Origin of the sequence: Pseudomonas gessardii, assembly GCF_001983165.1 — a bacterium.
GTDB lineage: Bacteria > Pseudomonadota > Gammaproteobacteria > Pseudomonadales > Pseudomonadaceae > Aquipseudomonas > Aquipseudomonas gessardii.
This window is the reverse complement of the sequence record NZ_MNPU01000072.1, coordinates 1-22,767: the sequence shown is the minus strand read 5'-3', so window position 1 is coordinate 22,767 and position 22,767 is coordinate 1. Positions and strand designations below refer to the sequence as shown.

Below are 22,767 nucleotides of genomic sequence, written 5' to 3'. Positions count from 1 at the left end.
CGACTCAAGCCCTGGTCATCATTGGCCGCAAGCTGGCGCGCATCGCCTTTTCGCTCATGAAAAACCTGAGCGAATACCAGTCAAAAGCGGTTTTGGGGGCTTCCCCAAAACCATAGAATCTCCCACAGGGGAATGCAGCTTCGCGCTCTGGCTTTGCTGTTGCTCTGTTTTTGATCTGGCTTTTGATCTTGATCTCAGGCGCCCCGTTAAACCACGATGGCCGCAGGCAGGTATTGCGCAGTGGGTACCCCGGCATGGATGCCGGGGTAGCCGCGACACGGCCAGGGATGGCCGATCGCGGCGGGCCCACGGAGCAATGCCTGACTGCGGGCATGCCGAGCCTAGGCGAGGCACCGAGTGGTGGGGCAAGAGTCCTTTTGGTTACTTTTGGCTGGGCCGGCACTCCGGGCTCTTTTCCAAAAGTGACCCGCCGTAAGGGCGGAACCAATAGCCGCCGTGACCGCAGCAACGGATATGTACACAACCCCGCCATCACCGACAAGCCAGCTCCCACAAAGCCCCGTAGCTTTGCGCTCTGGCTTTGCTGTTGATCTTGGGCGCCCCATTACCATTTACAGGTAAACTCCCCTCCTTTCCCTATTCCCCACGGAGTTCGCCTTGCGTCTGTTTCACACCTCCGACTGGCACCTGGGCCAAAACCTCCACGGCCAGGAACGCGACTTCGAGCACGCCTGTTTTCTCGAGTGGCTGCTGGGCCAGATCAAGCTGCACTGCCCCGATGTGCTGTTGATTGCCGGCGATATCTTCGACACGGTCAACCCGCCGCTCAAGGCCCAGGAGCGTCTGTATGACTTCATCATCAACGCCCATGAACAAAACCCCGACCTGACGATTGTGATGATCGCCGGCAACCACGACTCCGGCTCGCGCATTGAGCTGCCGGCGCCGTTGATGCGGCGTTTGCGCACCCATGCCCTGGGCCGGGTGCTGTGGCTGGATGACGGGCAACTGGATGTGGAGCGCTTGCTGATTGCTCTACCGGACAAAACCGGGGCTGTGGCCGGCTGGTGCCTGGCGCTGCCGTTCCTGCGCCCGGCCGAGGTCACTGGCGCACTGCTGGGCGACGATTACCTCAAGGGCATCGGCCAGGTGCATGAGCGCCTGATCGCGGCGGCCAACGCCAAGCGCCAGCCGGGCCAGGCGCTGGTTGCCATCAGCCACGCGCATATGGCCGGCGGCTCGGTGTCGGAAGACTCCGAGCGCAGCCTGATCATCGGCAACGCCGAAGCGCTGCCGGCCAGTCTGTTCGATGCCAGTGTCAGCTATGTCGCCCTCGGCCATTTGCACAAGCCGCAGCGGGTCAATGGTGAGGAGCGCATCCGTTATTGCGGCTCGCCGATCCCGCTGTCGTTCTCCGAAATCGGCTATCAACACCAGATTCTCGACGTGCAACTGGACGGCGACACCCTGGTCAGCGTCGAATCGCGCCTGATCCCCCGCGCCGTGCATCTGCAACGCCTGGAAGCCGCACCCCTGGCCGAGATCCTCAAGCAACTGGCGGAGCTGCCCGATGTCGACCTGCTGGCCGAAACCCAGCGCCAGCCGTGGCTGGAGGTGCGGGTGCGCCTCGACGAACCCCAGCCCGACCTGCGCCAGCAAGTGGAAAACGCCCTGCTGGGCAAGGCCGTGCGCCTGGTGCGCATCGCCGCCGAGTACGCCGGCAGCGGCGCACGCCAGGACCATGGCCAAGAGCAGTTGATCGAACTCGACCAGCTCACGCCCCAGGAACTGTTCAGCCGTGCCTGGCAGGAAAGCTACGGCAATGACGTGGACGAACAGACCCTCAAGGATTTCGCCGTGCTGCTCCAGGAAGTACAACAGGAGGAGCAACTGCCATGAAGATCCTCGCCATCCGCCTGAAAAACCTCGCGTCCCTGGCCGGGCCATTCGAGATCGACTTTACCGCCGAGCCCCTGGCCAGTGCCGGCCTGTTTGCGATCACCGGGCCCACCGGCGCCGGCAAAAGTACCTTGCTCGACGCCCTGTGCCTGGCGCTGTTTGGCGCCGTGCCACGCCTGGGCGATACCGGCCAGGCGAAAATGCCCGATGCCGATACCGATATCTCCATCGGCGACCCGCGCACCCTGATCCGCCGCGGTACCGGCGGCGGGTATGCCGAGGTGGACTTTATCGGCGTCAGCGGCCGGCGCTACCGCGCGCGCTGGGAAGCCAACCGTGCCCGCGACAAGGCCAGCGGCAAGCTGCAGAACAGCCGGCAAAGCCTGATCGACCTGGACAGCGAGCAACTGCTGGCCAGCCAGAAAACCGAATACAAGACCCAGCTGGAACTGGCCCTGGGCCTGAACTTCGAACAGTTCACCCGCGCCGTGCTGCTGGCGCAAAGTGAGTTCAGCGCCTTTCTCAAGGCCAACGACAATGAGCGCAGCGAACTGCTGGAAAAGCTCACCGACACCGCGCTCTACACCCAGTTGGGCCAGCGTGCGTTCGTCAAGGCACGGGAGGCCAAGGAAGCCCACAAGCTGCTGCAAGACCAGGCGACCGGCGTCACGCCGTTGCCGGCCGAGGCCCGCGCCGAGCTGGATCAACAGTTGAGCGCAGCCCAGCACCAGCTCAAGACCCAGCAGGCCCAGCTCAAGCAACTGGAACTGCAGCACACCTGGCTCAAGGAACTGCGCGAGTGGCAAGAGCGCCAGCACAGTGCAGCCGAACAGTTGCAGCAAGCCCAACAGCAATGGGACAGCCAAGGCCAGCAGCGCCAGGACCTGAACTACTCGGAGCAACTGGCACCGCAGCGTCATCATTTCGCGCGGCACAGCGAATTGACCGGCCAACTGGAACCCCTGGCCGCGCAGATCCGCCAGCACCTTGAACAACAAAGCGCCCTGCACACGCGCCAGGAGCAGCTGCAACAGCAGCAAGCCAGCGCACACAGCGCCTTGGCCGCAGCCCTGCAACAACAGACCGACGCGGTGCCGCTGCTGCGCCAGGCCTTCGAGGAACAAAGCAGCCTCGCCCGCCTGACCCGCGAGCTGGCCCAAAGCAACGAACAGCTGCAACTGGGGCAAACCGCCTGCACCGAGGGCCAGGCCGCGCTCGATGCCTTGCACGCCCAGCAACAGCAGGTCACCAGCCGCCTGCAACAACTGGCGGCACAGCTTGAGCGCAGCGCCGGGCTGGCGCCCTTGAGCGACGCCTGGAACGCCTACCGTGACCGCCTGCAACAGCTGATGCTGATCGGCAATCGCCTGAACAAGGGCCAGGCCGAACTGCCGCAACTGGAAGAACGCGCCAACCGCGTCAGCGAGCAATGGACTCAGCAGCGCGCGGCCCTGGACCTGCTGTATCAGGAAGCCGGTGCCGAACCCCATGCCGTGGCCGAGCAGATCCAGTTGCTCGACAGCCTGCTCAAGGACAATCGCAAGCAGCAACGGGCCTTCGAAGACCTGACGCGGCTCTGGGACAGCCAGCAGCAGCTGGACCAGCAACAACAGGAGTTGGCCCTCAAGCAGGCCACCGCCCAGCAACAGCGCGAGCAGTTGAACCAGACCGGCCTGCAAGCCAAGGCCGAGCTGACAGTGGCCGAGCAGACCCTGAGCGTGACCAAGCAGTTATTGGAGCGTCAGCGGCTGGCACGCAGTGCCAGTGTCGAGGAGTTGCGCGGGCAATTGCAGGATGATCAGCCCTGCCCGGTGTGCGGCAGCGTCGAGCATCCTTACCATCAGCCCGAAGCCTTGTTGCACAGCCTCACGCGCCACGATGAAAACGAAGAGGCCACTGCACAGCTCGCCGTCGAGACCCTCAAGGAAAAGCTCACCGACCTGCGCGGCGAAGTTGGCGGCTTGATCGCCCAGCAGAAGGAGTTCCTGCAACAGCAGGAGCAGTTGGCGACCCAGCGCCTGGCCCTGGCGCCGAGCCTCGAGGCCCATCCGTTGAGCGCCACGCTGTTCAACCAGGACAGCGGCAAACGCAGCGCCTGGCTGGCGCAGCAACTGAGCCAGCTCAGTCAGAGCATCACCCAGGACGAACAGCGCCAGGGCGCCCTGCTCAACCTGCAACAAAATGCCGGGCGCCTGCAGCAACAACTGCAAGCCGCCCAGGATGCCAGCCAACAGGCCCGCCAGCAGTTGATCGACCAGCAACGGGAGCTGGCCAGCGACCGCGAGCGCCTGGATGAAGAGCTCAATGCTTTCGCCAGCCTGCTACCGGCCGAGACCCTCGAAGGCCTGCGCACGGAGCCCGCGGCCACGTTCATGCTGTTGGACCAACAGATCAGCCAGCGCCTGGAGCAGCTCGGCTACCAGAAGGATGAACTGGCCGAGCAGCAACAGCGCCAGCAAACCCTCGAAAAAGAACAGGACCGCCAGCAACATCGCCAACAACAGCTGGCCGTGTTGCAGCAACAATTGGTTGAACTGAGCGCCCAACAGCAGGCCGCCCAGGCACAACTCAGCGCCCTGGTGGGTGAGCACAGCAGTGCCGAGCACTGGCAGCAGCACCTTGAGCAGGCGGTGGAACAGGCGCGCCAGAGTGAGACCCAGGCCAATCAGCAGTTGCAGGACACCCGCAGCGAACTGATCCAATTGGCCGCCGACCTCAAGGCCCGCCAGGAGCGCCAGCAAGCCCTGGACAGCGAACTCCAGGCGTTGCACAGCCGTATCAGCGAGTGGCGCGCCCAACATCCGCAGCTTGACGACGCCGGCCTGGCGCACCTGCTGGCCTTCGACGAGGCGGCTGTCAGCGCACTGCGCCAGCAGGTGCAGCACAGCGAAAAAGCCATTGAGCAAGCCAAAGTTCTGCTGCAAGAGCGCGAGCAACGCCTCAAGGACCACCAGGCCCTGCACAACGGCAACCTCGACGCCGAACAGCTGGACGCGGCCCTGGCCGACCTTAATCAGCAATTGCACAACGCCGAGAAACACTGCGCCGAACTGCGCGCCCAACAAGCCGAAGACCAGCGACGCCAGGACGCCAACCAGAGCCTGGCACTCACCACCGCCAAGGCCTATGAAGAGTGGCAGCGCTGGGCGCGGCTGGATGCGCTGATCGGCTCGGCCACCGGCGACAAGTTCCGCAAGTTCGCCCAGGCCTACAACCTCGACCTGCTGGTGCACCACGCCAACGTGCAACTGCGCCAACTGGTACGCCGTTATCGCCTCAAGCGCGGCGGCAGCATGCTCGGCCTGCTGGTGCTGGACACGGAAATGGGCGATGAACTGCGCTCGGTGCACTCGCTGTCCGGCGGCGAGACGTTCCTGGTCTCCCTGGCGCTGGCCCTGGGGCTGGCGTCGATGGCCTCCAGCACCTTGAAGATCGAGTCGTTGTTTATCGACGAAGGCTTCGGCAGCCTGGACCCCGAATCCCTGCAACTGGCGATGGATGCCCTCGACGGCCTGCAGGCCCAGGGGCGCAAGGTGGCGGTGATTTCCCATGTGCAGGAAATGCACGAGCGGATACCGGTGCAGATCCAGGTCAAGCGCCAGGGCAATGGCCTGAGCACCCTGGAGGTCAAGTGAGCGAGACGCTGCTGTTTTCGTTCCGTCGTTGCCCCTACGCCATGCGCGCGCGAATGGCCCTGCGGTATTCAGGGGTGGCGCTGCGGATTGTCGAGGTCAGCCTCAAGGCCAAGCCGGCCGAGATGTTGGCGCTGTCACCCAAGGGCACGGTGCCGGTGTTGTGTGTGGGTGGCCAGGTGATCGACGAGAGCCTGGCGATCATGCACTGGGCGTTGGCGCAGAACGACCCCGAGGACTGGCTGCTCGAGGCTGATCCGGCGGCGCAGAGGTTGATGGCGCAATTGATTGGCGAGAATGACCAGGCCTTCAAGGTGTATTTGAATCGCTACAAATACGCCGAGCGCTACCCGGAGCAGCCGATGGAACACTATCGCGCCGAGGGCGAGGTGTTTTTGCGCCAGCTGGAGGGATTGCTGGCGCAACGTGATTACCTACTGGCCGATCACCTGAGCCTGGCGGACGTGGCGCTGATGCCGTTCATTCGCCAGTTTGCCCATGTGGATCGGGAGTGGTTTGCAACAACGCCGTATCCGCGTTTGCAGCAGTGGCTGCAGCGTTTTCTGGCGGCGCCGTTGTTTACCGCAGTGATGGCAAAAACCTGAAGCCGAGTGCTGCTCACTGCGGGGTCTTGTGATCCAGGGCGGCGTAGAAGTTGGCGCTCTGTTGCAGGTATTTCTGGGTGTAGGCGCTGGTGCTGGATTTTTTGCTGCTGATCTCCACGCTGGCGCTGGCTGGCAAGGCGACGGTGGCGGAAACAGCGGAAGCGGCAATGATCGAGAAGAGATTGAAGTTCATGGCGGTAACCCTTGTGTTCAGTTGGCTGGATGGCTTGTGAAGGCCTTGGAGCAAACTTACGCCTGGGTTCCGGCTCGCTGAAATGCTTTGAAACAGTAGCCGTTATCACTGGGATTAATACAAGGAGTCAGGCCCCGTACACCGGGGCCTGTGGCTTATTGACGCACCAGGAACTTGAGATCGCTGGGAGCATCAATCGGCAGTTTTTGTACCGTTTTGCCCAGTTGGCCGGTCTGGCTATCGCGCTCGATCACCACGATCTGGTTGCTCTTCTGGTTGGCAATCAACAGGAACCTGCCGCTCGGATCCAGGCTGAACTCACGGGGATGATCGCCGTCCACGGCGCGGCGCTGGATCTCTTTCAGCTGTGCGTTGGCCGGATCAATGGCGAACACCACGATCTGATTGGCGGTGCCACGGTTACTGACGTAGAGGAACCTGCCGTCGCTGGAGGCGTGCAATGCCGCGCCGGCCTTGTCCGACAGCGGTTGCCCGGCGGCAAAGTCCACCCGTTGGCGTTCGCTCAGTTTGCCGTCCTGGTAGTCGTACACCGCGACCTGCGCGCTCATCTCGGTGGTCAGCCAGGCATGCTTGCCATCGGCACTGAACAGCAGGTGACGCGGGCCACTGCCCGGCGGCAACTGCACGGAATCCGGATCGGCGGGGGTCAGCGGCCGCTCAGGGTTGGCCTTGGGGTCGTAGCGGTAGGCAAAAATCCGGTCCGCCCCCAGGTCCTGTACAAACACGTACTTGCCATCCGGCGACGACACCACCGAATGCACATGGTTGGACGCCTGGCGCTCGGGGTTGACGCCGCTGGCCGGGTGCCCGCTCAGTTGCACCGGTGGCGCCAGCCTGCCCTCGGCATCGACCGGCAGGGCCGCCAGGCTGCCGCCCGGATCTTGCAGCACCGAGTAGTTGGCAACAAACAGGTAACGCCCATCGGCGGCCAGGCTTGAGTGGGTGGGTTCGTTGCCCAGGCTCTGCACCTGGTTGATCAGGGTCAGTTGGTGGTTGGCCGGGTCAATGCGATAGCTGCTGACACGCCCGACTTCGTCCTGCTGGCCCGGGCCGTTTTCATTGACCACGAACAGGCGTTTCTGGTCCGGGGACAAGGTCAGCCAGGACGGGTTCTGCGCCTTGGCCGCCAGCACCGGCGGGCCGCTGAACTGGCCGGTACGGCTGTCGAACTGCAGGCGATAGATGCCTTCGCTGGTGCCGGCGGTGTAGCTGCCCACCAGCAGATCAAAGGTATCGGCCGTGGCGGCCTGGACCGACATCGCACCGACACTGCCGGCCATCAGCAGGGGCCAGAATTTACGCATCAGCATGTTCGTCGTCCTCGTCTTCGTTGCTGCCGGTGATGGCGCTCAGGCACACCAGGCGGTGCTCGCCCGAGTCACCGGTGAGCGTCCAGCTTTGCAAGGCTTCATCAAACGTCGCGGCCTGCACCTGGGCGATGCTGAACGTCCAACGTTTCTCGGCCCGACCGTCCATGCTCTTGATCAGCAACTGCCGGTCATCGAAGGTGAAATCAAAAGCATGCAGGCCATCGATTTCGAGCATGTCGCTGGTGTGGAGTGCAGTAGGCAGAGTGGCAGCAGTCATCAGGATCATTCATCAGTGGAAAAACGTTGATGATAGGCCAAACCGTGTTCGCCGTCGTGTCGCGATAACCGGCTACCACACTGCGGCCCCAGCGGCTTGCCATTCTGCGGAGGAACCCCATCGCGCAGAACGGAATCTTTTATGCCGGACACTTTACCCGCCCCACCCCCTGGCCCATCGCTGTTCACTCACCGCAGCAACACCCCGGCCCTGGCCGTCGCCCGCCAGTTCGCCGATCGCCCGGGCTTGCGCCAGGTGCTTGAGCAACACCTGCAGGAACGCCTGCTGGAACACTTCCCGGTGCTGCGCCTGGATGTGTCTACGGTCAGGCTGGCCACCCCCAACCAACGGCGCGGCTGGGATCTCAAGCGCCTGATCGACGTCGTCCTCGATCACCTGGGCAAGGGCACGGCCCTGAACCTGACCCTGGTCATCGACGAACGTCGCTGCTTCCTGTCCCAACGACCGCCGTCGCGCCTGACCTATGAGGCCAATGGCCCCCGCGAGCCGGATATGACCGTCATTGAACGGGTGATTCTGGACCTCGCCTTTACCCTGCCTATCGCTTTGCAACACGCCCTGACGAGCTACTGGAACCTCGACGCAGATACCGGCGTCAGCCGCTGGCAATGGCTTGGCGACCTGCTGTGCGACACCCTGAAAAACACCGCAAGCCTGCTGCCGAGCGGCCCCGCCCGGAACATGCTCGATAGCGTGACCGGCGAGCCCGATCGCCGCGAGCGCCAGGCCGCGCCCGCAGGTTTCGTGCATGCCTACTGCCTGCAAGCCTGCGTGAGCAACCAGGACCGCGAAGCGCGCCTGCTAAGCACCGACCTGCTGTTGGTGCAGGGCACCCAGATCCTGCTGTGCCAGGCGTCGGGCAATGTCGAGCCCTTTGCCTCAATCGAGGCCTTCACCCACACCTGGGGCCAACGCCTGGCCAGCCGCTTGCAAGCGGACACGCTGGTGGTCAAGCGTTACGAGCCCGATGGCAATCTCTTCGATACCCAGGCCGCCTTACTGCTCAACCAGCAACTGGACGACCTTCAAGCCATCCGTTTGCCGGCTACCGAAGGGGTACGCGCCCTGGAGCAGCAGGTCACCGACGCCAGCGACCCTGTGCCCTTGCTTATCGCCGCCCCCGCGCCGGACCCTACGCTGCAACCTGTCCTGCAGGCGGCGCTGCCCCCCTGGCTGCTGGCAGCCGATGCCGAGCAGCGCTTTGCCTATCGCCAAGGGCTGTTGGACCAGGCGCGCCTGCAACGGCAAACCGGCGGTGCATCCTTTCTGAGCGGCGTCGAAAACCTGCAAGCCTTCACCACCCGCACCCTGCGCGAGCAGATGCGCCGCGACCACCCCGAGTCCAGCGTGGAGCCGGACAACCTGGCGCTGACCTTCCATGTCCCGGTGGGAGACCTGCGCAGCGGCTATCTGGCACAGCAGACCATGAGCCTGAGCGAACTGGCGATCAACAACCTCGCCGCCGCGCCCCAGGGTCGCCTGACCCTGCGCGACACCTCGGGGGCGGACGTTCCGCAGTGGCTGACCGAAGACTACGTCCTGGGGGAAAAGGGCCTGCTCCATAGCACCCCAGGGCTGATCCGCCAGGTGGACGTCGGCCGGCACTACCCGCAGACAATCCGCGAACAGCTGTTGGGGGACACCGCCCAAGCCCGTCGGCGTGAAGCGCTGTTCGGCCAGGAGCTGGCGGTACAGTTGCCGCGCCAAGCCCTGGAGTTGGCGATTCGCGGGCAACAGGGGTTTACCTTCCTGGGTTATCGCTACGTCAAGGCGGTACTGCACAGCAACCTGTCGGGGCGGGTGGTGGATGCCCAGGACATCGTGATCCGCCCTCTGGCCTTCGCCCATAAGCCCGGTGCCGTGCCGGATATCGTCAGCAACATGTTTATCATCGAACCGCGCGCTAGCGACGCCGGGCCGCCGATTCTCTACCGCCCGTTGTACCAGGACGCGCTGCAGCAATTCAGCAGCCGTGCGGCCCTGTTCGACGCCATCGCACAACCCGGCGCGCTACAAGACAGCGTATTGTCCTGGATGACGGACAAGGCCCGGCCGATCTACAGCCATAATGGCTTTCACAGCCCACATATCCTGCGCTTCGGCCAGGGTGACGACAGCGTGCAATGGCCTGCCCCACCGCCCGCCCAGTTGGCGCAGGACAGCCATGGCGGCGAAATCCCCGGTTCCCTGGCGCAGGCACTGGCCACGGGCAACCTGACCCAATACCTGTACGGCAGCAATGCCCGGGCGCTGGTGGACCTGGCAGACCGGGATTCGGTGTCCAATGCCGAAAGCCGCTGGAAAGTGCTGCTGGAAGGTGGCTGGCTGCTGTTCAACGCTCTGCTGCTGCCGCTGCTGCGCGGGCCGGCAATGGTGGCGGGCTGGATGGCACAACTGGCAGTCAGCCTGCGCCACGATATTCTCGCCCTGCAAGGCAATGACGCCGCTGCGCGGGAACTGGCCTGGGTCGATGTGCTGCTCAACATCGGCCTGATTCTGTTGCACGTGGCCTCCCGGCCCACCCCCACCCTTGAGCAGGCGGCGCGCCCCACCGAGCCGGCCTTGGCGCTGACCCTCGCGGCACTGCGCCGCCCGGCGACGACGGCCCACCCGCCGACAGTGATCGAACAAGGCACGGTGGGCCTGCCCGCCGAGCCACCGGCCGGCGACCAGACCCTGGTGGACTTTATCCACTCCAACGCGCGGGACAGCAGTCGCAGACGCCTGCTGGAGGCCCTGCACGAACTGCATGTACCCTGGCCGGTGCCGCCGCCCTTACCGGCGAGCATCGGCGCCTTCAAGGGCCTGTACCGCATTGATCAGCAGTGGCATGCCTCGGTGGCCGGCCTGCTGTTTCGCGTGAATGTCCTGCCGGACCTGGGCCAAGTGTTCCTGGTTCATCCGCACAAACCGCAGCACCCCGGCTTCCAGCTGACACGCAATGCCCAGGGTCGCTGGAGCCTGGACCTGGGCCTGAAACTGCGCGGTGGCGGGCCGAAGAACCGGCTCAAGGCCAAGCTGGCGCAAATCGATCAGCAACGCAGCCAGGTGTCGGAGGAAATTAATCGCATCGGTGATCAGATCAGCGTCCTGATCAAGCGCCTGCAACCGATCGACCAGGTGCTGGATGCCGCCCGCTTGAAGTTCGAGCAAGCGCATAACGCCTTGGGCAAAACGCGCCTAAGCTTGCGCAGCAAACCGGACGACCCGGCGCTGATAGCCGAGCACCGCGACAAAGTCGCCCAACGCTCCCGGACCAGGACCGCCTTCCAGCTTTTTCAGGAGCGCTTCGATCAGGCCGCCGCCGAATTACTGCAACAGCGGCGCGAGCTGATCACGGCCTATGGCCAAATGAAAGAAGTGGACAGTCGCTTCGACTACGAAGGGCAGTGCGTCGAGCAATATCAGTCGATTCTGGCCACCGATGAAATCCGCGTCAGCCAGTTGTCATCCCTCTACCTGGCAACATTCATTTCCGAACAGGGCGAGTCGCTGATCGAACTGCAAGGCGCAGCCCACGATGTCGGGGCGATGCGCTATGTCAAGGATCTGCTGGAGACCAACTTTGCGGTTTCCGAGCGCCACGCCCAGGCGATGACTGCCATTGAGAACACCCTGGAGGAAATGGCCGCACGCTTGAAGACCGGCCCCGCGCAACGCCTCAAGTACCTCAATGGTCACCCCAAGCGCCGGTTCTACAACCGCCTCAACGCCACCCTCGAATCCCTGGATGTGCTGACCGAGTTGAGCATCGACCAGACGATCCCGGCCACCACGCCCCAGGAACACTACTTCCTGGCGCGCCATGACCACCTGCAATCCTCGCTGTCGCCTCTGGAAGACTCACACCTGGAGCTACTGACCACCGAAGGCTTCACCCCAGCCGAGCGCAAGGCCGTGCTGAGCAACCTGATCAAGCATTACCGCCGCCGACTGCAAATTTACCAGAGCCTGCTGGAACTGGACTCGCCCCTGGCACACCCACGGTATATGCCGCTGCTGATCGAGCGCCTGCACACCGCCCGTGACAGCGCCGAGACGGATCTGGCGGCCCTGTTGCGCGAGGATGAATTCCTGCCGCCACAACCGACGCCGTTTAAACCGGTACGCACGACGTCGCGAACCAAACGCGTATTCAAATCACGGGACAAGGGAGCCCTGGTCGGCGAGTTGGAACCCGCGCAAAGCGACATCCCCTTCCCCACCATCGTGACCCGCAACCCGATTACCCAGCAGGTCAGCGGGCGCTTTATGGAGCATCCCAATGAGGGCTGGGTAGAGATTGTCGACGCCCAGCCCACCGCGCCGGTCGAGCCATCTCCGGCGCCGTCCCTGGCGACCTTGCGCACCCAGGCACAACGGCTGCTGGAAGAAGTGCCCGGTATCGAGCGCTCTATCGAGTTCCAGAAAAAGAAGCTCAGCGACCCGACACGCCGCGATGAACTCAACCCGCAAGACTGGCGCGACATGCTCGCGCACCAGGCCGAGCGCCTCGAAGCGGTCGCGACAGAGTTGGCCAACCACCATGGGGACAAACCGGACATGCCGCAGACCGTGGAACGCTTGCGCCGGCGCGCCAGCGACTTGCGCAGCCAAGGCACGCAGCAGTGCATCGAGGGCTACAAGGCCCAGCGCCCGCGCCAGGAACACATTGAGTTCCTGCGTAGCCACGGCGCGATTGATATCGGCCTGGTCCACGGCGCCCAACGTACCACGTCCAGGGACTACGTGTCGGAGTTCGCCGTGCGCGAGAAAAACAGCCTCACGGTGCTGTGGTACGCCCACTTCCACTACAGCCAGGCCGACAGTTTGCCCAGCGCCTACACCGCCGCCCATCTGAAGCGCCCCGAACAGCGCTTTGTGACCCTGCGGGACTTGATCGCCCAGGCCGGTGCAGACAGCCAGGCCATCGTGCGAGACCTGTACCACCCGATCACCGCGCCGTTTGACCAACGCCTGTTTCTCAGCCTGTTGCCCGCCTAAAACCCCGCCATGAAGGCATCTACTGCCAATAAAAAGGATGTTTATGCAAAACCTCACCCCCTCCTCCATCGCCCATGCCGTGAGCGCTCGATTTGCTGATCGCCCCGCGCTGGAAACGGTGATCCGCCAACAACTCGCCGCGGCCATCGGCGCCCGATACCCAACGCTGACGATAGACCTGAGTCGCACGCGCCTGGCCCGGCCGCAACGCCGCAGCTGGCTGTTACAGCCATTTATGCCAGTGGTACAGGATGCGCTGGCCAGTGGCATAGCGCTGGATTTCAGCGATGTGGACAACGTGCCCTGGTACCTCTCCGACGAGCCGCCAAAACGTCTGAAACTGCCCGGTTTGACCGGGGAACAACTCAATATGCGGGTCATCGCACGCCTGGTTGGCGAACTGCCCCAGACCCTGCCCATCGCCCTGCAAAATGCCTTGGCCGAGTATTGGGACGCCGGGCATTGGCGCTGGCTTGCGCACGTGCTGATGGACACCTTGCGCGTATCCGCCCTTCGCCACACAGGCCTGGATGCCCAGGCGCAGGAGGCGATCGACCAACTGGTGGCCATCCCCGACCGTGAAGCGCGAATCGCCCGCCATGGCCAGGGTGTGGTGTTCGCCTATGGCCTGGAAGTCACCCTCAAGAGCGGGGAACAGAGCAGCCACCTGCTGAGTCCGGAACTGGTGCTGGTCCGCGCCGTGAACGGCAAGATGCCGGTGCTGCTGTGCAGCCCCGGCGGCGGCATTGAAGTGTTCGCCTCCATGGATGGGTTGGTCCAGGCCTACGGCCAGCGCCTGGGCAGCCAATATCAGGTCGACGATATCCTCATCCAGCGCTACGAGCCCGACGGCGATATCTTCGAACACCAGGCGGCGATGATCCTCAATCGCCAGTTGGCAGACCTGGGCAACCTGCGCCTGCCCACGGCCCAGCCCTTCAGCGCCTGGCAGGCGCTGTATGCTGAACTCACCGATCCCGGCCGGTTTTTCCGCGACTCGCCGGCCGCCCCACCCCAGGCCCTGGACACTCTGCGCCCATACCTGCCGAGCTGGCTGCAACAGGCCAGCGCCGACGACCGCGCGACTTACCGGCGTTATGCCCTGGCGCTGGCCAGCGCCAAACAGCGCGGCGGCGGGCGCCACTTCCTCAGTGATCTGGACGATATCCGCACCTACACCGTCAAGACCCTGCTGCAAACGCTGCAACACGACGCCGTGAACTTCGATTCCCTGATGCCGACGCCGCCGTCTGTCGCCGCGCTGCACCCCGACGACCTGCAACTGACCTTCGCCGTCACCGCTGGCTATCCGGGCACCGTCGGAATTATCCGCCACGAGCGCATGAGCCTCACGGACATGGCCATCGACAACCTGGCCAGCCGCCCCAGCGGCACCGTGACCCTGACCCATCGCCACGGCCTGGCGCTGCCGTCGTGGCTGACCGCCGACTATTTGATGGGCGCCGGTGGCCTCATTGAAAAGGTCGATATCGGCCAGCACTACCCCCGCCTGCTGGAGCAGCACCTGCTGGGCGACAGTCCCGAGGCGCAGCAGCGTGAAACGTTGTTTGCCGATCAGCAGGCCGCGCAACTGCCGTTGCTGGCGCTGGAGTTGTGCCTCAAACAACAGGCCGGCGTAAGCCGCCAGGGCACGCGCCTGGTGGCCGCGCTGATGCAGGGCAATGTTGCCGAGCAGCAGGTTGATAACCGCCAGGTGGTGATCCGTCATCTGGCGTTGGTGCGAGCCCCTGGCGCCTCTCCCGACAGCGTCAGCAACATGTACTTGATCGAAACGCGGGACGCCGAGGTCGGCCCTCATCTGCTGTACCGCCCGTTGTATGCCCAAGCGCTTCTGGAATTCGCCAGCCGCGAGGCGCTGTTCGAGGCCATCGCCCAGCCCGGCGAGCTACAAGACAGTGTGCTGACCTGGCTGAGCGACAGCGCCCGGCCGATCTATGCCCACGGTGGCTTGCGCGAACCGCATTACCTGCGCTTCGGCCAGGGCGATGAATTTGCCCCCCTGAATAAGCCGGTGCCGGCGCGCCTGTCCAGCGATGGCATCAACGATGAATTACAACAATGCCTGGTGACCGGGCGCCTGATGAGCTACCTGTTCAGCGACCACGCCCGTGGCTTGGTGCAACAGGCCAACCGCGAGTCGGTGTCCAACAGCGAGAGCCGCTGGCGGGTACTGCTGGAAGGCAGCAGCCTGTTGTTCGGCAACCTGCTGCTGCCGTTGCTGCGTGGTCGGGCGATGCTCACCGGCTGGTTGATGGCCCTGATGGCCAGCCTGGACCAGGACATACCGGCGCTGGATGCGCCCGACCGCCAGACCCGGGAACTGGCTGCCGTCGATCTGCTGCTCAACCTCGGCCTGCTGCTGTTCGAGGCGACGCCCGAGGTGACCGCGTCTTACCCGCCCCTGGCTGCCGGGCTCAAGGCGCGTGCACTGCCTTCGGCCCTCGCGCCGCGTATTGCCGAACAATGGCCGGTGCCCGCGGCGCCGACGGTTCGCGAGGGAGCCGTGGCCCTGCCAGGTGTGTTGCCGGACACCCGCCGCAATGTGCTGGACTTCAGCTTTGCCCAGACCCGTCAACGCCTGACGCCTGCCCAGCGCGTGCGGCTGAGCAGCTTCAAGGCCATCCGGCCGACGCCCCTGCCCCGCCCCGTGCTGAATGGGCCACGCAGGGGGCTGTATCTGGTTGAAAACATTTGGCACGCCGAGGCGAACGGCGAGTGGTTGCAAGTGAGCCTGGAGCCGGAGGGCGACATCAGGGTCGTCGCCCCTGGCGACCCCAGCCGCAGCGGCCCTTACCTGCGCAGCGATGCCAACGGCGTGTGGTCGGTAGACACCCGCCTGCGCCTGCGCGGTGGCATGCCCCCCAGGCGGATCGCCGCCGAACGTCAGCGACGGGCTGAACGGGTCAGCCAACTGAAGCGTTCTTACGAACAGTTCATCCAGGGTCAGGTGGCCCGGCAAAACCGGATCGAGATTATCCTGGGGGTGATGACCAGGACCGCCGAAGACCCACGCTTCAGCGAAGCGCAACAGGCTGACAGTCGCCAGCGCTTCGATACGGCCCTGCAGGAACAGACATTGGAGTACCAGCAGCAGTTGGACAGCCTGAAAGAACGCAGCGAGCTGGGGATTGCCTTGCCACCCGAATCGGTGGCGAGCTTGCTGGAAAACATCGTCAACAATACGCGCAAGCATGTGGTGGTGGCCGAGAAAGATCGCGGTGCGCTGTACCGCAACAACAGTCACTTCACGTCCCGAAGCACACGCCTGGCCGAGGCTGTGCTCAGTGACTTTGCGGCTTACCAGCGGTTCATCCGCGAAATGATTGCCATCAATGAGCGTTCGATCCACTGGCTGGAGCTGCGCGACCGCTACCTGGACCAACTGTTCAACCTGGGCACCGCCGGCAGCGAATACTACAACCGTCTGACCTGGGACCGTCCGCAGGAAATCAGCGCCCTGGCCGTCAAGGATTTGCTGATGCGCAACTACGAACTGATGACCCACAAGTACCCGGATCATCCACTGGTCGATGTACTGATCGACATCCTTGAGCCCCTGCAGGAACACTTGCGTACCCACAGTGAGCTGAACGACCTGGAACTGACGGCCGAGGACCGCGTCAGCGTGCTGGAAAGCCTGGTGGAACACTATGGCCGGGGCCTGGATTCGTTGCAGGGGCTGGGTATCGTCAATGCCGATGAGCTGGACAGCGAATATTTTGCCAAGCTGGTCACGCTGGTAGAGGGACTGTACCAGGACGCCGCCAAGCAACTGGCCGGCGAAATCAAGCCCGTCGCCCAGCCCCCCAGGCGCCCGAGCCGACGCAACCCGGCAATGATCGGCAAGCCTCTGAAAAAAGTGATCCGTACCCCGAAAAAGGGCACCTTTATCGGTGAGGTCAAGCCAGTGGGCTCGGTGGAAACGGTGGAGGTTCGCTCCCAGGTCAGTGACCAACTGCTGGCCATGTATTCACAACGGGGGGACCAGTGGATCGAATACAAGGAGTCGCGACCACCGGCCTCTGCGCCAGCACCGCGCAGTCTGAGCCTGGTCAAGGGTGAAGCCCGCAAGCTGCTGGCCATGCTCGAAGAACACCTGCGCCGTGGCGAGCAATACCGGAGAATCTCCCGGCACCCGCAAGAAGTGCAGGAAGTGCTGCAATTTGAAGCGGTGCGTTACGACAAACTGGCCAACGAACTGCATCTGGCGATTCAGGCCCAACCCGCCGAGGCGCGTACGTCAGCGGATCAAACCCTGGTTAACAACATGCGCCAGGCGGCGGTGCGTTTGAGTGAGCAAGGCCTGGCGCTGCGTACCCAGCTGTGCCTGGACCTGCCCCCGACCCACGGCAACCTCGAGTACCTGATCGAACAGAAGCGCGCCAACATAGGGTTGCTGGGGGAGCGTATCCAACTGAGTGGCGAGCGTCGGGATTTTGTCCAGGAGTATGCGGTGAACGACCAGGGCGGCTATCCGTTGTGGTATGCGCACTTGCACTACCCGGCGGCCGATACGCCCAAGGAACTGTATACCGCCGCCCACCTGAAAACCCGGGAGCAGCGCAAGCAGAGTTACTACTCGCAACTGGCCAGGGCGCAAAGCCCCCAGGCAGTCGTGGATGTCCATCGCGGGTTGATCGGCAAGGCGTTGGTGCAGCGCTGGTTCCTGCCGCTGGCCCCCTGACCGGCTGTGGCGAGCGGAATTGCCCGCTCGCCACAGGGGGGGCTTCTTGGGTCAGTGGGCGAACAAGGAGTTGCCCTTCTGCCCCGCCAGTTTCTCCGGTTTGATCAGGAACCGCGCCAGTGCCGGCAGCAGCCACAGTGCACCGAACATGTTCCACAGCAGCATGAAGGTCAGCATCAGGCCCATATCGGCCTGGAACTTGATGGCCGAGAAGATCCAGGTGCACACGCCGATCGCCAGGCACAGGCCGGTGAACAGTACGGCTTTACCGGTGGATTTGAGGGTCTGGTAATAGGCTTCCTGCAACGGCAGACCGGCGCGCAGGAAGCTTTCCAGGCGGCTGTAGATGTAGATGCCGTAGTCCACGCCAATCCCCACCCCCAGCGCCACCACCGGCAGGGTCGCGACCTTGACGCCGATACCCATGAACGCCATCAGCGCGTTGCCCAGCACCGAGGTCAGTACCAGCGGCAGCACGATGCACAGGGTCGCCGCCCAGGAGCGGAAGGTGATCATGCACATGGTCGCCACGCACAGGTAGACCAGGATCAGGATGGTCAGCTCGGCTTCCTTGATCACTTCGTTGGTGGCCGCTTCGATCCCGGCGTTGCCGGCGGCGAGGATGAACTCCAGGCCTTCCTTGTTGTTTTCCTTGGCGAAGTCCTGCACCGCATGCACCGCACGGTCGAGGGTCTCGGCCTTGTGGTCGTTGAGGAACACCAGCACCGGCGCCAGGGAGCAATTGTTGTTGTACAGGCCATCGGCACGGGCGATGGAGTTGTTCAACACATCCGGGTTACGCGACAGGGTTTCCCATTTCAGGTTGCCCTCGTTCATACCCTTGATCATCTGCTTGGACACGGTCACCAGGGAGATCGCCGACTGCACCCCCTCGGTGTTCTGCATCTTCCACATCAACTGGTCGATGGGCGCCATGGCTTCGTAGCGCGAGCAGCCTTCTGCCTTGGTCTTGACCATCACCACCAGTACATCGGAGCTGGTGGAGTAGTTGCTGATGATGAAGTTGTTGTCTTTGTTGTAGCGCGAATCCGGGCGCAGTTCCGGGGCGCCCTGGTCGAGGTCGCCGATCTTCAGGTTCTGGCTGTACCACAGGCCGCCACCAAAGGCGATCACGGCCAGGGCGACGGAGATCGGCGCGACTTTCGGGCTGGCGAAGTTCGACAACAGGCGCCAGAACGGATGGTCGCGGTTGGCGTCCTTTTTGCTCTTGGCAATCGCGCGTTTGCTGATGCCTACATAGGAGATCGCGACCGGCAGCAGGATCAGGTTGGTGAACACGATCACTGCCACACCGATGGAGGCGCCGATGGCCAGTTCACGGATCACGCCGATGTCGATGATCAGCAGGGTGATAAAGCCCACCGCATCCGCGAGAATCGCGATCATCCCCGGCAGGAACAGTTGCCGGAACGTGCGGCGGGCCGCCGTCAGGGCGTTGTCGGCCTCACTGGATTGCAGGGCGATGCCGTTGATCTTCTGCACGCCATGGGAAATGCCGATGGCGAAGATCAGGAACGGCACCAGCATCGAGTACGGGTCCAGGCCGAATCCGAAAAAGTGCATCAAGCCCAGTTGCCAGACCACTGCCACCAGCGTGGTAATCAACACTGCGATGGTGCTGCGTACGCAGTTGGTGAACCACAGCAGCAGCACCAGGGTGATCACGAACGCGACACCGAAGAACAGCACCACCATGATCAAGCCGTCGATCAGGTCGCCGACCTTCTTGGCGAACCCGACGATATGGATCTGGACGTTGGGGTTCTGCTCCTGGAACTTGGTGCGGATCTTGTCTTCCAGTTCGTGGGAAAACTTCTGGTAGTCCAGGGCCAGCAACTTGCCCTGGTCCTGCGGGTCCGGGTAGGACTCCAGCAGCGGGATATCGACGATGCTCGACTTGAAGTCGTTGGCCACCAGGCGCCCGACCTGGCCGGACTTGAGCACGTTGTTGCGCAACTGGTCGAGGCTTTCCGGCGAGCCGTTGTAGCTCTGCGGGATCACTTCGCCGCCGGCAAAGCCCTCCTCGGTCACTTCGGTCCAGCGTACGCTGGGGCTCCACAGGGACTTGAGGCCGGAGCGGTCGACACCGGAGATATAGAACACTTCGTCGTTGATCTGGCGCAGGGTCTCCATGTACTCCTTGGAGAAGATGTCACCGTCCTTGGCCTCCACCGAGATGCGCACGGTGTTGCCCAGGTTCGCCAGGTCGTTGCGGTGCTCCATCATCTTTTCGATGAAGGGGTGTTGCAGGGGGATCATTTTTTCGAAGCTGGTGGACGGGCGAATCAACGTCGCCTGCCAGAACAGGAAAATGCTCACCAGCAGGCAGATGACGATCACTGCCGGGCGGTTATTGAAGATCAGGCGCTCAAGAAAGGTCGCTTTATCGTTGTGATGACTGCTCATTCTGTCCCCGCCTTCTTATTGTTTTTTGCGTTCGGCGCCGGTTGGCTCGGCGACGCGCACGCCACCCTGCCCCACCAGAATCAAGTCGCCATTGCCCGCCGCCGTCACTGCCGAGAGTGAAATGCGGTCCGGGCGATTGAATACGCTGAACGTCAGGCCATCGTCGTGGCTGACCACCACGCTGCCGCCGTTACCCACCACCACCAGGGTGCCGTCGTCGAGCAAGGTCGCGCCCGACAGGCCGAACTCCAGGGCGCCACGGGCGGCCTTGAGCGCCACCGGCTCCCAGGTGTCGCCAAAATCGGTGGAACGGAACAGATTGCCGCGCAAACCGTAGGCCAGCAGGGTCTTGGGCTGGGCGGTGCCGATCACGCCAAACAGCGAGCCCTCGTAAGGGCCTTCGAGTTTTTCCCAGGTCTGCCCCTCGTCGCTGGAGCGGAACATGCTGCCCTGCTCGCCGACAATAAACAGGCCGGCATCCTTGACCCGGGCAATGGCGTTGAGATGGTACTGGTCTTCGTTGTCGAGGCGGTCGCTGACATCCTCCCAGGTCTTGCCGGCGTCGGTGGTCTCGATCAGCGCACCGTAGGCGCCCACGGCAAAGCCGTGGTTGGGGTCGTTGAACAACACGTCCAGCAGCGGTGCTTCGCGGCTGAGGTCCTTGAACTGCTCGCTCCAGGTGGCCCCGGCATCGCTGCTGGCGAGGATCTTGGCGTCATGCCCGACCGCCCAGCCATGCTGGTCGTCGATAAAAAACACCGCCGTGAGCAATTGCCGGGTCGGCACCTTGGCCTGCACCCAGGTGGCGCCCTGATCATCGGAATAGAGGATATGCCCGCGATCACCGACCGCCACCAGGCGCTTGCCGGCCTGCACGACGTCGATCATCAGGCCTTTTTCGGCCCTTGGCGATTCAATGGCAAATGCCGCAGGTTCTGCGGCGTCGGTTGCAGCCTGGGCAGCCGTCGACAACGCGACAACCCCCAGCAGCGAGAGCGCTGTAGCCAGCACCGCGACCTTGCGCGACGCGAGCGGGCGGCAAAAACCCACACCCATGACAGGCTCACTCATAGACCTTTCTCCCATTTATTATTGTTAGGTCGTAACACCTTCCAGGGTGTTCGCAGTGCGCAAACCTGCAATCTAGAGCCCCTTGAGGAAGCAGGGGCCATCCTATCGGGCTTTCGAATCGTCTGACAATCGGCGCTACGTTATCTTTTGTTAACTAAAGGCCTTTTGCCCTCGCGCTGAATATAGCTGCATTCGCTGAAATGATGAGTTGCCCGCGTCCTCTGGGCGATATTTTTATTCCATATATTGATCATTGGGAATTTTTATTCTATTAATTGCGCTCCTGAAACAATAATTCAAAAGGACCACCGCCATGCGCTCACTCGGAATCGGCCTGATCGGTACAGGCTTCATGGGCCGTGCCCACGCACTGGCGTTCAATAACGCCCGTGCGGTGTTTGAGCTTCCCTTCAACCTGACGCTGGCGGCCCTGGCCGATGCCGATACCAAGCGCGCGCAACGTTGCGCCAGCGCCTGGGGCTTTGCCCAGGCCCATGGCGACTGGCAACAATTGATTGATAACCCGCACGTGGACCTGGTCGCTATCACCACCCCCAACCACCTGCACTACCCCATGGCCATGGCCGCACTGGCGGCGGGCAAGGCGGTGTATTGCGAAAAACCCCTGGCGACCAGCCTGCAGCAAGCCGACGCCATGCGCCTCGCCGCCTACGAGGCTGGAGTGGTGACGCGGGTCGGCTACAACTACCAGCACAACCCGATGATCGCCCTGGCGCGACAGATGATCGACGCGGGCGAGCTGGGGCAGATCATCAGTTTCCAGGGCGAGTTCAGTGAAGACTTTATGGCCGACCCGGCGTCGCCCTGGTCCTGGCGCTGTGAGGTGGAGCATGCCGGCGGCGCCCTGGCGGACCTGGGCAGTCATCTGCTGGCGATGGCGCGTTACCTGGTGGGCGATGTGAGCAAGGTGTGCGCCGACAGCCAGACCGTCCACGCCCAACGCCCGGCCAGCCCTGGCAGTACCGAGTGGCGTTCGATTGCGGTGGATGATCAGGTACATGCCTTGCTGCGTTTTGCCAATGGCGCACGCGGCACCGTCAGCAGCAGTTGGCTCAAGCACGGCTACAAGAATCACTTGAGCTTCGAGATCAGCGGCACACACGGCACCCTGGCGTTCGATCAGGAGCGATTGAATGAATTGCGCCTGTTTCGCGCCGGTGAACAGGGGTTCCAGCGTTTACTGGCGGGCCCCGCCCTGCCCGGCTATGCCGCGTTCAGCCCGGCGGCGGGGCATCAGTTGGGGTACAACGAACTGAAAACCCTGGAAGTGCAGGAGTTGATCATGGCCCTGGCCGGGCAAGGTGCCGCGGGTACTAATTTTGAAGCGGCATGGGAGGTGGAGCGGTTGGCGACAGCGCTTCGGCTGGCGGCGCGGGAGGAGCGGTGGGTCAACGTGAGCGAAATTTAAAGACCTGCACCGATTGATGTGGGCTTGTTCGCGATGGGCATAGGTAGCTATACAACTCTCTTCTGGGGTTGTGTACATATCCGTTGCTGCGGTTACGGCGGCTATTGGTTCCGCCCTTACGTGAACTGCCCCCCGAATGTTGGACAGGGACGCTATTGATTCAGCGTCTGGATACGAAATTGTACCGGACTCAAGCCATTCAGTCTGAGGCTTATGCGGTCTTGGTTGTAGTA

At 63.2% G+C, this 22,767-nt stretch carries 12 protein-coding genes and 1 pseudogene; 7 read left to right on the top strand and 6 right to left on the bottom strand.

The window, feature by feature from the left end:
- The 4 genes and pseudogenes from BLL38_RS32075 to BLL38_RS28200 all read left to right on the top strand — a co-directional run.
- Positions 1-116 (top strand): annotated as a pseudogene (locus BLL38_RS32075) (IS110 family transposase); the annotation flags it as partial.
- Positions 117-618: 502 nt separating this feature from the next.
- The gene (locus tag BLL38_RS28210) at positions 619-1,860 is read left to right on the top strand and encodes an exonuclease SbcCD subunit D C-terminal domain-containing protein (RefSeq protein WP_057438646.1); all 1,242 of its coding nucleotides are present in this window, start codon (positions 619-621) and stop codon (positions 1,858-1,860) included.
- A complete protein-coding gene (locus BLL38_RS28205) occupies positions 1,857-5,495 on the top strand; it encodes an AAA family ATPase (protein WP_076965180.1) in 3,639 nt (1,212 codons plus the stop codon). The genes BLL38_RS28210 and BLL38_RS28205 overlap by 4 nt, the downstream gene beginning before the upstream one ends.
- Positions 5,492-6,097, top strand: coding sequence for a glutathione S-transferase (locus BLL38_RS28200; protein WP_076965179.1), 606 nt, complete (start codon positions 5,492-5,494; stop codon positions 6,095-6,097). The genes BLL38_RS28205 and BLL38_RS28200 overlap by 4 nt, the downstream gene beginning before the upstream one ends.
- 13 nt (positions 6,098-6,110) lie before the next feature.
- Here the strand turns inward: BLL38_RS28200 and BLL38_RS28195 are convergent, their stop codons facing one another.
- The 3 genes from BLL38_RS28195 to BLL38_RS28185 form a co-directional block, all read right to left on the bottom strand.
- Entirely contained in the window at positions 6,111-6,290 is a 180-nt protein-coding gene (locus tag BLL38_RS28195) for a hypothetical protein (RefSeq protein WP_076965178.1), read from the bottom strand.
- Between the two features lie 155 nt (positions 6,291-6,445).
- Complete coding sequence (locus BLL38_RS28190) at positions 6,446-7,621, bottom strand: lactonase family protein (RefSeq protein ID WP_057438650.1); 1,176 nt, start codon at positions 7,619-7,621, stop codon at positions 6,446-6,448.
- Complete coding sequence (locus BLL38_RS28185) at positions 7,608-7,898, bottom strand: DUF5629 family protein (protein ID WP_057959839.1); 291 nt, start codon at positions 7,896-7,898, stop codon at positions 7,608-7,610. The genes BLL38_RS28190 and BLL38_RS28185 overlap by 14 nt, the downstream gene beginning before the upstream one ends.
- Positions 7,899-8,039: 141 nt before the next feature.
- Here BLL38_RS28185 and BLL38_RS28180 point away from each other — a divergent pair, with 141 nt between their 5' ends.
- Positions 8,040-12,902 carry a DUF6543 domain-containing protein gene (locus BLL38_RS28180; RefSeq protein ID WP_076965177.1) on the top strand — a complete coding sequence of 1,621 codons (4,863 nt, stop codon included), beginning with the start codon at positions 8,040-8,042 and terminating at the stop codon, positions 12,900-12,902.
- 43 nt (positions 12,903-12,945) lie between these two features.
- Positions 12,946-17,607, top strand: coding sequence for a dermonecrotic toxin domain-containing protein (locus BLL38_RS28175; protein WP_076965176.1), 4,662 nt, complete (start codon positions 12,946-12,948; stop codon positions 17,605-17,607).
- Between the two features lie 51 nt (positions 17,608-17,658).
- Here the strand turns inward: BLL38_RS28175 and BLL38_RS28170 are convergent, their stop codons facing one another.
- Positions 17,659-20,034 (bottom strand): efflux RND transporter permease subunit, encoded by a 2,376-nt coding sequence (locus tag BLL38_RS28170; protein ID WP_057444729.1) that lies wholly within the window; start codon positions 20,032-20,034, stop codon positions 17,659-17,661.
- 15 nt (positions 20,035-20,049) lie between these two features.
- Positions 20,050-21,090 (bottom strand): WD40/YVTN/BNR-like repeat-containing protein, encoded by a 1,041-nt coding sequence (locus BLL38_RS28165; protein ID WP_057438652.1) that lies wholly within the window; start codon positions 21,088-21,090, stop codon positions 20,050-20,052.
- Positions 21,091-21,418: 328 nt separating this feature from the next.
- Between BLL38_RS28165 and BLL38_RS28160 the strand changes: the two genes are divergently transcribed.
- Positions 21,419-22,534: a Gfo/Idh/MocA family protein gene (locus BLL38_RS28160; RefSeq protein ID WP_076965175.1), complete on the top strand. Its 1,116-nt coding sequence runs from the start codon at positions 21,419-21,421 to the stop codon at positions 22,532-22,534.
- A 152-nt stretch (positions 22,535-22,686) separates the two neighbouring features.
- Here BLL38_RS28160 and BLL38_RS32070 read toward each other — a convergent pair.
- The coding region (locus tag BLL38_RS32070) for an IS3 family transposase (protein WP_130898233.1) at positions 22,687-22,767 on the bottom strand (81 nt) is incomplete at its 5' end.

Coding starts and splice junctions, on each gene's coding strand:
- BLL38_RS28180 (WP_076965177.1), top strand. CDS start 8,040: ATGCCGGACACTTTACCCGCCCCACCCCCTGGCCCATCGCTGTTCACT.
- BLL38_RS28170 (WP_057444729.1), bottom strand. CDS start 20,034: ATGAGCAGTCATCACAACGATAAAGCGACCTTTCTTGAGCGCCTGATC.
- BLL38_RS28185 (WP_057959839.1), bottom strand. CDS start 7,898: ATGACTGCTGCCACTCTGCCTACTGCACTCCACACCAGCGACATGCTC.
- BLL38_RS28205 (WP_076965180.1), top strand. CDS start 1,857: ATGAAGATCCTCGCCATCCGCCTGAAAAACCTCGCGTCCCTGGCCGGG.
- BLL38_RS28195 (WP_076965178.1), bottom strand. CDS start 6,290: ATGAACTTCAATCTCTTCTCGATCATTGCCGCTTCCGCTGTTTCCGCC.
- BLL38_RS28165 (WP_057438652.1), bottom strand. CDS start 21,090: ATGGGTGTGGGTTTTTGCCGCCCGCTCGCGTCGCGCAAGGTCGCGGTG.
- BLL38_RS28190 (WP_057438650.1), bottom strand. CDS start 7,621: ATGCTGATGCGTAAATTCTGGCCCCTGCTGATGGCCGGCAGTGTCGGT.
- BLL38_RS28160 (WP_076965175.1), top strand. CDS start 21,419: ATGCGCTCACTCGGAATCGGCCTGATCGGTACAGGCTTCATGGGCCGT.
- BLL38_RS28175 (WP_076965176.1), top strand. CDS start 12,946: ATGCAAAACCTCACCCCCTCCTCCATCGCCCATGCCGTGAGCGCTCGA.